This window comes from Candidatus Margulisiibacteriota bacterium (assembly GCA_028706105.1).
Classification (GTDB): domain Bacteria; phylum Margulisbacteria; class Riflemargulisbacteria; order GWF2-35-9; family DYQY01; genus DYQY01.
This window is the reverse complement of the sequence record JAQWCF010000039.1, coordinates 1-16951: the sequence shown is the minus strand read 5'-3', so window position 1 is coordinate 16951 and position 16951 is coordinate 1. Positions and strand designations below refer to the sequence as shown.

At 32.6% G+C, this 16951-nt stretch carries 3 protein-coding genes; all 3 read right to left on the bottom strand.

Annotated elements, in window-relative coordinates:
• Positions 1-8594, bottom strand: an 8594-nt coding sequence (locus PHF25_05365; GenBank protein MDD4527451.1) for a hypothetical protein, incomplete at its 3' end; no start/stop codon positions are given.
• Positions 8595-8780: 186 nt separating this feature from the next.
• A complete protein-coding gene (locus PHF25_05360) occupies positions 8781-15797 on the bottom strand; it encodes a hypothetical protein (GenBank protein MDD4527450.1) in 7017 nt (2338 codons plus the stop codon).
• A 62-nt stretch (positions 15798-15859) separates the two neighbouring features.
• On the bottom strand, positions 15860-16951 hold a 1092-nt coding region (locus tag PHF25_05355), incomplete at its 5' end, for a hypothetical protein (GenBank protein MDD4527449.1).

Below are 16951 nucleotides of genomic sequence, written 5' to 3'. Positions count from 1 at the left end.
GTTTTCTTTTGAACAGCAATATTTTCTTTTACTATTATTAATTCTTCTGCATCTATTATTATTTTACTTTCTAAGTCTGCAAATTTAGAATAAGCTTCGGTCAATGCACTTGTCGCAGCTGCTAGTTCAGTCGTTAACTGAAGATTTCTTTCTTTAAGTTCTAAAGCCTCTCTTGATTTTACAAGCAAAGCTTCATTTGTGCTATCAATTGATTGAGATACCTTAGCATTTTCAGCGTTTTTATTCTTTGCAATTTCTCTCTGCATGATCATAAAAAATGCACCAGATACTTTGCCCCCACCCATGAATATCAATGACAACGCTCTATGGAAAGAATCATTTTCATCAATTTTAAAAGGTTCTGTCTCTACAACATCTCCCTTTTTAACATATAAAAGACCATTTTTACACACAAATGTCCGTTGCTGAGCAGTATTATCTCTGCTGATCATTTGAAACTCATATTGGTCTTTTTCTTCATCATACGTAAAATTACAATCTATTCTTATCTTAGCTAAACTTGAAATTAGTTTTGCTACATTAGTATTCAAGGTGCCTATTTCATTTAACTCACTGGCAAACTCCTGAACCACACTATCATCTGCCCAAGCATTTTCTACTTCATTTTTAGTTGCTTCGTTATTACACAATTTTTTAATACTTTCTTTAATCCCATTATAATCTATCCCTTTGTATACAAGACTTATCTCATCCCAATTGATGTCTCCATTTTCTTTAAAATAGTATTGACCAGTAATCTTGTCTTCCACCAATATTTTTTTATCCTTTAACATATCAAATATTAGTTCAGCTGTTCTATTACTTGTATCCTTATGACTTGTTTGAGAACTCTTCTCAAGATTAGCTAAAGCAGTTCTATCCTTTTCTTCTGTCCATATATTTTTCAATTCATCATATTCATCTTTAGTAACTTTACCAGTAACTGCAAGCTCTCCACTTCTTTTATTATAGGAATATTTATTAGGATACTTTTTCAAAAATTCATCTAATTTTTGATTAAAAGCTAGTTTTGCAAAAATCTCTATATCCTTTTCTTTAATACCAACTAACTTCTTAACCAAATAATATTTATCTTCACTTTCTCCATCACCAATATCTCTTAACTTTCGAAGAGAAACTTTTGCAGTAAAATCATCAACCTGATTATCAGCAAAGAAGCCTAGTATTGGCATACCAGAATCATTGATTTCAAGAACAATATCTTTTATTTCATCACCCTTTTCAAGCACTAAAGTTAAAACACGTTGCAAACCTTTTAATCTATACTTATCTTCAACTAAATCAGCTAAAACAGATTCTTTTATTTTTATCTGTACCCCAAGTTTATTTAAATCATTAATTTTCGAAGCAATATCTTCAACCAATATTGACACTGTTTCTTCTTCGTCAGATTGGAACCCAAGTTTCTTAAATGTTACACCACGAATTATACTAACAATCTCTTCTCGTCCTACTATATCTAAACTATCTTCATCCTTAATTTTACTTAATAATTTTTCTTGAACAAAAGCAGCAAGTGCTTCTTGTTGTTTATCATCAAGAACAACCTCTGTACCTGTAATATCCAAATTAATATTGTGCTTTTCAGCGAATCTTCTAAGTTCTTCAACATCTAAACAAATAGTATTATCTTTTATTTTTGTATAGCCACCGTAACTTAAATAACTTTTACTTAATTTCCCGTTAATCTCTTCGATTCCTAAAATATAATGAGCTAATAACAATGCTGTCTCGCTCTTTTCAGCAAAAATATCTTTCTGCTTCTCGGAATTATAAATAACTGACATACCCTGCAACGTTGACATTTGCTCGCCTATTTGTCTTAAGAACGCAGCATGATGAGAACTGGCATCTGTTACTAACATTTGGAAATTACCTTTATAAAAAGAACCTATCTCATTATCTCTCTCGAATTGTTCTCCAGGATTGCTTTCCCTTCTTAACCAGATTCCTTTCAACAGACCGAAATAAAGAACACTATAACTACCACCGTGTAAGGCACTACCTTCTGCTCCACCTAAAGTTACTGCAATATTAGGATTGGCTAACATTGCTTGTGAAAAATCTGTTTGGATCCCACCGAACTTAACTTTACTATTTGTTTTATTATACAAATTAAATCCAGTTTGGACCCCAACGTTAATTTGTAGATTATTTTTCCAACTTTCTAGTGCAAGCCCAAAATTGAGATGAGGATCCCAAATAGAAAGTTCTACAGCTACCTTTAATCTTAAATTATCCATCAGCTGAAAATCTTGTTTAGCCTCTATGCCTAAATTAAGGAGTGTTCTTGGATCGCTTATCAAATCAGCAATTACAAACCCTAGCTTAGCGTCTATTTCAAAACCAGCTAATTTAATACTATTAAAATCAAGGTTAGCTCCTGCAAATAATTTAGTAATATCTGTTATCTCAACTTGTTTGTCAGTAATAAGTTGATTTATCTGTGTTGCTACATAAGTTAAAGCAATATCTAAATTAACTTTACTAAAGAAGCTTTGATACATTGGTTGTATGCTACTTATTGCTTCATACTGAATCCTAGCCGCACTGTCTTTAGAATAGATGTTATTCACATATTCTTTAACCTTATCTAAATAACCTCGAAGTTCTGCAACATCCGCTTTAGATACACCATCCACCCAAGAATTTTCATATTTAGTAAGTTTCTGTTCTAAATAACTCTTTCTTATATTAAAAGCTTCCTCGTATTTCCCTTGATTTGCTAAACTATCGGTATATGCAAACAATGCTTTTTCATTCTCCAATGCTTCTGTAGGTATTTTGATACCTTCTATTGGGGCTATCTTCTTTTCATAAATTAATGATTCTATAACTTCCTGAATATTATCTCTTCTTTGTAAATAAGCAGAGTAACTAACAATTTTTGATGCACCTTTATAATCAGTATCTGGAGCAAACACACCAGCAGTACCACCTATCACAGTCTGCTCATCAAGCTGATACTCAGCTCCAACCTTTACAGCTGTACCAGCACTTGTGGAAATAGCTTTATCTTCAGACCCATCTTGTTTAAATGACTGAGTAACTTGTGCTTTACAAAACAAAGTAAACTTATCTATCTTCTTATACCATTCTGCTCCTATACCCTGCTGTTGTACGGTTTCTTTTTCGTTGAATCTATTAATAAACTCAGATTCACTATCAAAAACATATACCATAAATTTATCAGCTAACATTTTATTTTTTACAACTGCTGATAATTTAGCGTAATGTTGTTTTGTATCATCATACTGTCCATAGAAATTAATCTCGTAATCTTCACCAAACTGTTGTGAAATATATGTTGATAATTTTTGTGTTACTGGACTTTGGTCAGTAAGCACTAAACTATGTGTTTCCTTAAGCCATTTGTCGTATTCAGCATTAGTCATGGTTAAGAAATTTTCATCCATTACTCCACCACTAGCACCACTAGGGCTATAAATATTATCTCCACCAATCCTACTTAAGGTTCCATTGTCGTTAATTACGTCATATCCTAGTTCAAACCCTGTTCCTGTATAATCAATATTCTTTCTATATTTAACTCCAAAATCTTGTTTATCCATAAAATAGTCAGGCTCACTAAAATCACCTAATGTCTGATCAGAAGCTGCTTTCTCCTGAGTAAAGGACAAAGACAAACTATCATCAAACAAATCCAAGCCTATCTCATCTTTTCTTAGTAAAGCATTATTAGTAGGATCAGCCCCAAAAGTTTTTGTTCTTTCTCCTGTATGGTCAGTTAACCAAACGTCACTATCTGTTTCATGCCAAGTACCAGTACCTCCACCAACAGTTGTATTCCCACCTGAGGTCTCATTTTCAACTGGTTCACCATCAATTGTATAGTCCCCGCTATATTCATAATATCCTGTTTTACTATTTTTTAATCTTTCAGAGCGAAGCTCATGAATCTGGTTAAGTGATATCTTCCCGTCTTCTGCATAAGGAGAACCTGTAATATGATTATTTGCAGAAGTTACTTTTAGTCTAGCACCAAAAAAATCATCATCTTCGTATGATAAGTCTCTTCTTCCCCTAGAATTAGGCTTAATACCATTAATTTCATCAGAAACGCCTGGATATGTTGGTGTTAATCCTGTATTACCAAATCCATCCTCTATAAACAGAAGATCTTTAGTAAAATCAGCTTTTTCCTCATCATCACCACCACTAGATTTATACCCTTTCAAGGTAGCTTTTATTCTCATATATGAATCGTCAGATGTGTCAGACAACTGTCCTGCCACTTTTAAAGCAGAAGATTTGTCTGTCGCTGCCAAAAATGAAGCTGCTTGGTCCCAAGACATTGGGGTAACTTCTTTTTGTGTTAACCCAGCTTTTTCATAATCCCCTTTAGTGTGCTCTAAGATCCTGATAAGAACTCCATTACGTGCCTCTGCAAACTCTACTTGTTCCACCAAGGACAAACCTTTACTATATACTTCTTCTAACTTAGCTCTTATCTTGTTATAGTCGGATGTTGAATAAGCATTTTTTGATGACAACTGATTATACGCAAGCATCATCTGATAACTAAACTCATAAGAATTCTTTTTTCTTCCTTTTTCAAATTCTTGCTGATTATTAGGCCTCGCGAATTCTGCTTTAATCTGACCGTCTTTATCATACATTGGGCTTCTTGTCGCATTAGCAAGTGCCATTTGTAAAAACAAAGTCTCTACTTTATCTTCATAAGAAGTACCGTTCTTTGCATATTTAGCAATAAGATCTTCTATTTTTTTAACATCAGCTGCTCTCGTTGCGTCTTTTAACTCTTTTAATTGTAATTTATCTATTAAAACATTTATTTGTGTTCTAAAAAGTTCTGGATTGTTTTTAAATCTTTTTGTTCCTATGGCTTGTTCCACTAGCAGTTGTGCCTTATCTAACATTTGTGCCTGCCTCAAAACATTAATTTTTTGAAAAACTATGTGGATATCATCTTCATCAGAAACAACAAACATTACACTATCGGCAGATGTGAGCTTGTTTTCTCTTAAATATTTATTAGCCTCTGCTCCAAAACCTGTCTTAAACGTTTCTAAATCAACATATTGGTCCTTAAATGTAAATTCTGAAGAATCAGCTTTACTTGCTAATACTTCAATAAAGGAAGGGTTGCCGCTTAATTTAGCAGGATTTCCTATCAAAGAATCAAACTGCTTAATGCCCTGACCAGTTTTAATTAAATAATTCCTATAAATCTCCACAATCTGAGCAATATGGTGTGGACGCAAATCATCTTCATTTGCTTTAAACTCTTCTATTTCTTGGTTTAATCTTATCATTAAATCTTTTGCTTCTTCTGATGTCTTAACTGAGTTAACAAAATATTGAATTTCTTGTCTTAACGAAAGAAAAAGTATCCTGTTGTCTATACCTTGCATTGTTTCTTTTTCAAGTTTTGCAATCTCCGCTCCTGCTTCTATAATAAATGGTTTGCCTCTCTCCTTGTAAAGAAGAGAAAAAACTTGTAGAATCTGCAACTTTTGTTTTATTTTTTCACTTGCATTCGCAAAAAGCGTATAACCTGATATTTCATCATATTTTCTTGTAGCAAAAAGTAAGTCCAACTGCAAATCATCTTTTGCTTCTTGAAGATTATTATTATTAGCTATAAAACTTTCTGGCAAATACTTATTAAGGTCAATTTCAGAAAGTCGTAATTCACTACCTAGAACTCTATTTGCTCTAACATGAGTAGCTAAAAATACTTTGAGTGTATTAATATATTCTGCTTCTGTTTTATTTCCCTCTGCAGTCTTTTGAAAATCTATTAAAGACTGTAACCCACTAATAGCCTTTGCAAAATATTTTGCTGCTTCGCCATATGTTCTTTGCTGGAAATAAGCTATACCTTTTAGAAGTTCTATATTGCTTTGAATTTTAACTTTATCAATTTTATCATCAATACCAGACAATAATTTCTCTGCTTCATTTAAAAATTCATTAAATTGTATATTGAACTCATCATCCTTAGTTTTTTGTCTGTTAAGCAGGTTAACTGCTTGTAGTGCCTTAACTGTAATTTTATCTTTAGTAGCCAGCGCAAGACCTTTTTCTTTGCCATCTTTCGAACCAAGCAAGCTATATACTAACCCAGACTTAAAATCAACTTCTTGTAGATTAGCTAACTCCATTTGAGCTAAGTTATACGAAATCTTGTGTTGCTCTGTTGCTAATTGGTCGTATGTAATCGCACCTATTTTGTTTTCTGATTCTGTCTTACCTTTTCTCTTTAACGAATATCGGATATCAGTTAACTTATAATCTATTTTATCTTTAAAAGATTCAGGCACTGCTTTTAAGCTACGTTCCACTGCATCTAAGTTTGGTTTATCTTCAAAATCTATAACTTGTTCTAAATAGTAATTTGCTAGGAAGAGATTCAAATTATAGTGACTTTCATCATCATAAGCTAAATCAGAAAGATTCTTATATTCGCCTACATTAGCTTCTGTGCCATCCAAAACTTTATTTGTTAGCTCATCTTTTAAATAAGATAGTTTTAATTTAGCAAATTGTAAATAAAACTTAACCGCCTTATCATCTTTAACTGTAGGTGTATCTTGTAAATATTTGCCGTTTTCTAAAGCACTAATAACTTCTTGTTTTTGCATCTTATTTTCAGCACATAATTCAAAATAATATGTAACTACAGCAAGTTTATAGGATATATAAGCCTCGATACCATCCGGCAAATTAGTTTTTGGCCCTTCCAATCCAAGCAACTTCCCTGCTTTAGATAAGTCCTTGTTTTTTAAATGATAATTCACTAACATTAATAGAATTTCAGATTGTAATGCAACTTTATCTTCTGGTTTCAATCCAGCTGAACCTAATGATTTTTGTAAAGAAAGTATCTCTTTTAAATCATCTTCATTAAATCCCATTGTTCCTGCTATTGCTCTAAACTTACTTATTTGTAATAAAAATTTCATTTTTTTGTCATAAGTAGATTTAGAGAAGTCAATCTTTAATAATGCTTCATCAACAACGCTATCTATAATTGAATAATTATTATCCTTATCCAACAACAAATACTCAACGTACCCAAAAACAAAATCAGGTCTAGCTAATGAATACTCAAGAGCCCCAATGACCTCATCAACAGTGACTTCAGAATACTCAATGTTTACAGTCTCATTGTCTGTAAGACTAAACCCAGGAAATGACATTAAATAAATTTTTGCATTATCTCCTTCATTTTTTTCCACAAACTTCAACATAAATAATGCCAAATCAGCATTAACCTTTATGAAGTTAAGAGCATCTACCATTCTAGGATTCACCTTCTTAATGAAACCTTTTATTTTCTGTGTAACAGCTTCCAATAAGAGCAATCTCTTCTCTTCAAAATTAAGAGCTGGAATTAAGTCAACATTTAGTTGCTTTGCTATACTAACAAAGGCATCAATTGCTTTATTTTCATCTAAATTATTGCTTTTCAAAAAGCTATATACTGTTTTAAGTTTATCTGACTCTATCCACCTTTTTACATCTTTCAAAATCTCATATTGACTTACATCTTTAAATTCAATCGACTCTATTGATTCATACATCTTCTTATCATCTGCAATAGCAATATCATTAAAGTAATTACGAGCATTTGCTAATGAAATCCTTTCAGATAAAAGGTCCCTACCTAACACTACGTATTGATATCCATCCTCATAGTATCCAGGTCCCAATACTGGCGCTAAAACGACACAATCCAAGAACTCTTGCACATCGTTTTCATTCTTAGAAACAAAACTAAAATCAAACTTAGTTGTAGGCACATATGTTTCATTAACTATCCTTGAACCATTCCATCTGCGTATTTCTGTTCCAGCAACAGATTCAAAACATTTTCTATAATTAGCGTCAGTTTTGTTAGGAAAGTGTGTAGTTTTATTAAAACTAATTAAATCCTTAGATTGCTGAATATAAGCCTCTGCTTTCTTCAAAAATTCAGACGATTTAGAACTACCGTTCATCGCTTCCCGATAATTCAAGTCTGCTAAGAGATTGCTAGCATCAGCTAAAAACTTAATAGCATTCCCAACCAAAGTAACTCCATAAGAAGGTATCCCATAGTCATTACTTCTATAATCATAAGGACTTCCGCCGCCCATATATAAATGCATACAAACACTACTTATAGGTTTATTCACAAGCACATCTTTGTTATTTTCGTAAGCCGCAGGGATATATGTTTCCTTTATGTATTTAAAAATCTCGTTCAACTTTTTAATATCAGGATGATCCAAACTAAGGCTATCATTTTTCTGCAATTCTAAAATTAACGAACATAATACTTTATTAAACTTTTCTAATTTCTCCAAACCATAGATATCAACAGTACCATTTTCTTTAAAGGCTTTAATATATTCATATACTTTTTCAAGTTTTGTTAAGTTCGGAGATATTTGTGGCACATAAAATGGTCCAGATTGAACAGACGGAGCAACTGCTTTAGCTGTGTCTGTGGCAGGCTTTTGTTTTACTTTAGAAGTATCCGCGAGATCAGACATCCACTGCGGCATTACATATTTTTCGGGACCAACATTACCTACACCCACTGCTTACTCCTTATGATTACAATCCTATAATTATCTTATATTAAGATATCGCAACCAAGACAAAATTATTGCAACTAATTTACATTTAGTTTAATTAATATATATATGCCCTAAATACATTAATCTAAAACAAGTATTCCATTGAAAGATATTAATATAATAAATTATTAGCAAACCCCGCTATAACTAGCGATAGCCTTGCCCACTACTTTTCATGAAATCGATTAAAATATACCCTGGAATTTTAACTTTAAGCTCTTTATCTATGACATACAATGAGTCTACTTTTTTATACAATGGCACTGTAATCTCATAGAAATCAACCTTGTTTAACTTTGCATCCTTAAACTGCTGAAAATAATCATCTAATTGACCTCTAGCACCTGATGAACCGTGAACATTTGCTCCTTCTATAAAAAACAGTAAAGATCTAATAAATGCTTCTGGATAATAAGTTCCAGCAACAGCATTATCTAGTATCTTTCTCATCTCTTTACTTTCAGCTGATTCTGTATAATATTTTTGTTGTATCTTAAGGTCAACCACTGGATCTGCCTTCTTTTCTGCTAATAAGCTATTAGTTTTTACTTCAATTATCCTCGTTTTAATATCCTCCATAAATTTTAATTTTATAGGAAAAGAATCATTAATAAGATTACCCATATCATTTTGCAAACCAACATAAAGTTTTGTTAATCCAGAACATAACTCATTCTTACTATTATTATTCACATCAGAAGTAATCCTCGTTTGATACATACGATTGGACATAATAATCGCTCTAGAATACTGCATAAACATCTGTCTTAAAGACACTTCATCTGCACATTTTGCAGAAGATAATGCACGATAATCAGCATAAACTGACATCATCAACATTTTATCCACAAAACTATTGTTTCTGAAATCATCTATATTGAATTTATCGTAAATACCTTTAAGCTCTGCAACGGCACTGTCATCACCATTAACAGCACGAATCAACTTCTCCATTGTCGTTTCGCCAGAATTTATATCGATTGTTAATAAACTCAAATAAGCATCTCTTATTACATATTGAGTTATTGCTTCCGTTTTATCAGAACTATTTATTATCTTCAAATTAATATTATGTAAATTGATAACGAACTTTTCTTTTAGTTTGTAAAGATATTGCACTAAATCATCTTGTTGTGAACCAAGATCTAAGGAAAATATTCTAATATTCCTATCTAATTCTTCCATAACTTCTTTTAAATTATCAATTCTACGAGAAATTTTTTGTAACTCTAACTGGTTAAGACCACTCCCTTGTTGTTTAGCATATATACTCTTTATATCTGCTAAGCACTGTGCCATTAGAGAATAAGAATTCTCTGACAAGAATAATTTCAATCTCTTTTCTGTTTCTGTTTGTTGTACTGTTTCTACTTTAGGCAACACAAATCCATCTCTATTATTTATTGCTGGAACATTCGCATCTTGTATCCCCTTGCTTTGATCATCTAATTTGCTTTGATCATATAATGCTGTTACTAGTCCCTCTCTTAAATTATTTGCTGGTGCTTGCAAGAATCTGTCTTGCAAAATCTTATCAGGGGGAGTTCCTGTTAATGTATAAGGAAGCTGAGAATCAAAAGAAGTTACTTGACTATCATTACTAAAGCCATAAATTTTTGTTAACTCACCTTTATTACGTTTATCTATTTTTAGGTTAGCAGGATGGATTGTTGCCAAGTCAGGATTTGAAGCCAATAACCCATAAGCCCTATAGCCCATATAATCCGCTTTTTCCCCTAATGTAAATTTGCCATTATCTTCGAATAAAACCTCTACCCACTCTGGCAAAAATTCTGTAAAAGAAGAAACGGTTTTATTAATTGAAGTAATCTTATTGTTTAAATAACTTCTAATAGAAACATTATCTGCAGTAGAATCTAATAGGCTTAAAATATCTTTCAATACTGATAAATCCAGAGAATCTATATATATATTAACTGTATTACCTTTTTCATAAGCTATAACCTTATTTAACAAATTGATTGCCTTCTCTTTTTCTCCAATAACTAACATAGCATCTATAGCCTTATAACAAGCAGCTAAATCTGGTTCTGTCCCCACATAATAACTACCTGAGGCAAATACTCCTATTTCTTGCACATCACCAAATCTGTTAATTAATGGCACAGGAAGATCCTTCTTTTCAGACAAATCCACTAAATACTCAAAAGATTTTATGTCTCTATCCAACATTTCATGCAAAACTTCTTGTTCAGCTTTCGAAACAGAAGCTAATGTCCTTGCTTTCAATAACATACTATCTGCTAAATCTATAGAGTTTATATATCTATTCACATCATTATCTGCAGGGAAATATAAAATTTCACCATTATTAGCTGCTACGGTCAAAGAAAATCTATCACTTAACTGCATAACTGAAGATATGCCGTTTCCGATTGGATTTATACCATTAAACATAATATCTTGTTTATAATTAACATATCTATTTACTGCTTGCTGTTTATCCATCTCTGTCATAGGGCCTAACTCCCCGATAACTTCTGCATTAGTAAAAATTTCTTTATTTGCAACAAATAATCTAACTAACCAATGATCTGTTTCCAAAGGATTAACAGCTGTACCACTCATAACACCAGACAATTTATCTGCTATATCCTGATAAGATTGCAAACTAGCCTCTATTATCTGTCTATTTTTTAATGTTATCGTAGGTTTTGATATATACTGCTCATATGATTTCAACGTACTAGTAATAAGATTCAAAAATTTTACAGCAAAAGAATAAAGCAACTTCTTATGATCTAACGAATCAACAATAGGAATGCCCTCCTTAGTCACACTCTTCATCAGTAACAGCTTCATAAACCTAGGATCTGTATACATAGCCAGAAGCTCTAGCAACTCTTGATATTTAACTAACTCATCAAACACCAATTGCGTTGTCCCATCATTTGAAACAAGCTGAACATCTGTATTCAAAGAAGACAACTGACCAATTATCTGATCACTTTTCAGCTCACCGTATGAAAGTAATGACCAGAAATAGTTTTCAAATGATCCTTTGCCCTGTTTTAACTCCCGATATCCATCAATCACAGACTCTATCAAAGTAATAGACCTATTGTTATTCATGTATCGATTAGGTGCAAATGAACGGAATCCAGCACAAAGCTTAATAACCTCTTGATCATCTGTAAAATTATTAATTAAATAGTCATACATTTCTGCAGCTCTCTCTTCCAGGTTAACGTCCTGTATGCCCATTGCAGAAAGTTGATTATAGGCTTCTATCGTAGTTTTTGCTCTAACAACATTAAAAAGAACATCATTCTCCATATCTTGAAGAACAAAATCCTCCTTAGACTTAACTATTCCTCTACTTGCCATTTTATTATTTGAAAGTTTAATAAAGAAATCATACTCTAATTGAGAAAGAGCTACAGTAAATACGTCATTCCCCCCGAACTTAACTGAATATTCTCCCTCTACCGATGATGACATCATCTCTGGCTTTTGATTATTAACTATATACGTCAGTAATCTCGCTTTATTTAAACTATTCTCAGAACCATCATTATTTTTTGCTGCAATAGATTTAGCTTGCTGTATATATGTATTCATTAATACCGGAACACTAATTTTAAATATCCTTAAAGCATTATCATATCCTTGAAAGGATTGATTATTGTCTACACCTGTAATTAAATTAACAGCCAAATCGGAATATCCGTGACTTTTCCCAAGAATATCCATCTTAGAAAAATCAAGCAAATTGCCAGCTACACTAACTCGCATTTTCTCTGCAAAATCAACCATATCATCATAAGTAAGACTGTTATTATCTATGTTTTTAATATTAAAAAGATATTTATCCATAACACTATCCTGGTCATCACTAAACTTCAGATATTGAGGTGGTATTTGTAACTTTGGCGAATACCTATTGCCTGGTAAGAAAAAGTGACTCATTGCGTTTAAAAAGGATAATCCTATCTTAATTGAATCCTCCATACATTTATTCTTTTGTTCTACTAATTCAACATGCATATTATCATCTTTATTTAGCTGACTAATATCATTAAGGATACCCGCTCGCTTAGCATATAAACTCATCAGCTGACTATATGCCCTAAAGAAGAATCTTGAATTATCCATCTTCTTAGCATACTTGTTTCCAGTATCAAGCTCCTTGATTCTAGAAGAAATTGCTAATTCAGTTTCAGTTATTGCTTTTTGATTCTGATCCAAATAACTCTTCAACCAAACAGTTGTAACATTATCTGAAGTCATTGCCTCTAATTTAGCCCTGTCATACTGGACTGCCCTGTCTAAGATACTGCCTCTGAGCAATCTTATCTCATCCTTATATTCTTCTGGCATTCTATTCTTATTAAGATATTTAGTAATAGCTTCAGTTATTTTTCCATGTCTGAGTGCATCAACCTGGTCTTTAAAATCAACTACATTTACTGAATCATCCTTTAAATGTTGATACAAATTAAATAAAGCGATTTCTTTGTACTCATTATTAACATCCGTGTCTTGGTCTAAACCTAATGCAACATTACAATATGAAAGCGCTAAATGTGGAGGGTCAACTGTTGCCAAGAACTCCAACAACTCCCTTATCCAAAGGAAATAAACCTGTTTACCAACGTCCTCTTTAGTCAATTTTCCATAAATTATTGACTGAGCATTTCTAACACCAACTGGACCTCTATTACCATCTATATTTTTATAATCATCCAGCATTTTTTTACAGTCCATTAGATTAGAAAAGATCTGAGGTCTATCTGTATAATAAGAAGCGTATCCTAAAAGTCTTGTAGCTTTAATAAGAGCCAACCTAAGCAATGGATTGTTCAGCTTCTCCTTACCAAAAATATCTGGATTACTAATCAATCGTTTTAAAATAACTGGAGCATCATCATACCTTCCTACAATAGATAAAGCTTCTTCCATATAACCAAGAGCCATAGTAATCATATTGGCTCCTTCATGAATATTATTCTCCATCTGAAAATAAGAAGCCATATTCAAAAATTCAATACAATTTTCAACAAGTTGCTGATCTTGCCTAATTTTTGCTCTTGTTACAATATTTACCTGAAAATAAACGCTCAAGGCATTTCTCGCCTCGGCTACACTAATATCGCCTAGTTTAAGTTGACTCTGAGCTTTTTTGGGATCCACAGATAACATATTAGATAAAGTTAACTGTGTAACATACCTATTCACATAATTTGACATGCTAGGCAACGAGAGCCCACTATTAACTTTGTTAAACAACTCATCATAGTATTTATTATAAGAAAAACCCACTTCTCCTTTACCATAAATAAAATCCTTACTAGGTCTATAAAACCCAGCTTTATTATCCTGATACACTAACAAATCAGTCCCTTTATTTCCCTCATCTGTAAAAAAACTTAAGTCTACATCACTAAAAAACCCATCTGACAAAAATTCATCAAAATTCTTATGGCCATGACCTAAAGCTATCATTGCTCCTTTTGCCTTATCTCTATAGTTTTCATCAGCAAGCATATAGTCTAAAAGTTTACTGGCAGCATAATATATTGCATGCCATTCATCATTTATAACCTTTTTATCTACGGCTGCATCTTTCATTACCTGAACAAAAATCATTTTTTGTTGAGAAAGTCCTTCACCAATAACCGCTGGCTCTAACTTAATATAAGATATATTTAATGGCTCAGATAATGCAGTAACATTTATTTTTTGTCTTCCATTGATACGTTCATTAACTAAATGCAACAATAGGCTTGGGTATTCTGTTTTTTTCTCAACCCCACCCATAACGCCTTGCATAGTAAGCATTCTGTTTGCCTTGCCTTCTTGTTTATCTTTCAAAACAGATAAGATTGCTTTTGCTTCAGGATCAGCAGAAGACGACTTATCAAGCATAGCAATAGTCGCAGGAGAAGACAAAATTTCTTTTAAAAGAGATTGTGCCTGATTAGCAATACCATACTTAGCCACTTCTTCTTTACTTAAAAAACTTTCTTCATTGCTCTTCCCAACACAATATAATTCAAAAATAAATTGTGCTGCATATTTCCCTTGCTCATATAATTTATTCCTAATATCGAGCTCTTCCTCAACAACCAACTTTCTATCTACGAACTTAATCTGACACTGATCAGGGATAAAACCAATACATTCAACTTGAACCTGTCTAGCCAACTCAAACATGTTTTTCCTTATTCCTAACCAATAATCCCTATCCTGACTATCATATTCTGCCAATACCAATAATGCATCGCTCCTAAAAACAGAAAAATCTATAGATAAAAATCCATTCCTATCTTTTACGTTATGATCTTCTGAAATAGAAATAAATCTTGCATAATTACCATCCCTACAGAATCTTTCATCTAAATTACTATTGTAGTCATAAACCTCAAGTATCTTTATTCTATTAATTAACTGACTCAAAACCACATCCAACTTTAAGGCATATCCATTAGCTGCTTTAAACTTATCTCTTATATCTTCAGGAATAATCTTTGAAATATAGTTAACCTCCCTTAATGAAAGAGGATTTGAATCATTCATATTTGTACGCAACCATATAAGTCCTTTTATAAACAACAAATCTGCCGCAGCATCTGAAGATCGGTTCATTGACATGCCTGAAACTAACTCACCTTCAGCACTTACATATTTACGACTAGCAGCTCCACCGAGATTAATACCACTTTTATCATCAAACATTAGTTTAAAATAACCAATAATCAAACCCTTAATAGCTTTGAATAAAGTTGCCTTAACCTCGAAATCCTGTTGTTTTTCATACTTATCTATCAAAGATGAGATTGCTGTAGCTTGATATCTTGAATTAATAACACCTATCAAGTTTGGATCCAAAGCACCGTCAATAGACTTAAAAGAATCATTGGCGCTAAACTTCCCGTTAGCCTTCTCATCATCAATAGCAACGGTTTGTCGATAAACAGTAGCTGGCATAGGATCCTTAAGCAGGTATATATCTAAGTCATCTCCTCCTGCTAAATCACAGCTACTACTTGATGGATTAATCACAGTAAAGTCACTAAAACCAAGACTAGCTAAAGGATTAGCTGCATTCTTGGGATCAATATTAACTGCTCGTCCTACATAAGAAGAGGATGGGTTCCCAGCTCTATAAGTTAAATTATTTATATAATTTGTATTACTCATCTATACCAACCTTATTCTCTTTATTAATATATCGTAAAAACTATTAACTAATCTCACTTATATTATAGATTATTTTTTTCAGCTATTCTTTGTAACCCTTCACTTGCAGGCATTAGCTTATATGCTTTTTCGAAAACTTCTTTTGCCCTACCTAAATAATAGTCTTTTTTTGCAGAATCATTTTTTGCTAATTTCATATACTCGTTGTATAAAGAAATTGCTTCGTTTTCTTTTATACCATTACTGAACAAAAGTTGTTCAGTTACTAGTATTACAGTAGGCCTATCACCTTGCTTCTGATACTCTTTAACAAGCTCTCTGACCATATCATGGAAAGCATTTCTACTAATTTTGTCCTTAGAGAAAAACTCGAAGCCTCTTGCTAATACATTAATTGCATTTTTATACTCTCCTAAAGTTATCCTGGCTTTAAATAGGTCAATGATATCTTCCTTATCAAAATTATACATATCAAAACCCTTCACTAATCTATCTTCAATAGCAATAGCTCTTTCAACTAGTGGTATATTTTCTAACACCTCAAGTTGTCTAACAAACTCTCTGTTGTCTACATATTTTTTTGCTTCTGCTTCCATTTCTGGTGATGTTCCAACTGCCTTAACAGCATCTACGTCTTGTTGTTTACCATCAAAAAAAGCTGCCATTGCCTTATAATTTGCTTTCAACGGAGCCGTATCCGTATTCTTTGTGCCTTTACCTATATGAGTTAATCCCTTCATAACTTGAGAATGAATCACATTTAAAGCCGTTATTCCAATAACAACACCAACAAGCCCAGTAACAATACCCATACCCTCAGAGCCTACTGTCTCAAAAGAAACTCCCCAGTCTACCAAAATACCTAGTACTGTTGATTTTATCTGAGCAAAATTAATAAGATTAGATGCAATCTCTAACCCAGCAAAGTTAATTCCAAGACTAGTCAATGTTCTTCCCAAACCGTAAACACCCTGAGTTCTTGGATTATAGCCGCCTACTTTACTTAACTTACGTGAAGAAATAGGCTTATCTAAATCAACCCTTGGCTCCTTCATTATCTTTCTACACAAATACAAATTTTTGAATTTGGCCAAGCCATAATCAAGATTATTTTTTATATCTGACCCCAGCATATTCATATCAGAATAACCACC

Coding starts and splice junctions, on each gene's coding strand:
- PHF25_05360 (MDD4527450.1), bottom strand. CDS start 15,797: ATGAGTAATACAAATTATATAAATAATTTAACTTATAGAGCTGGGAAC.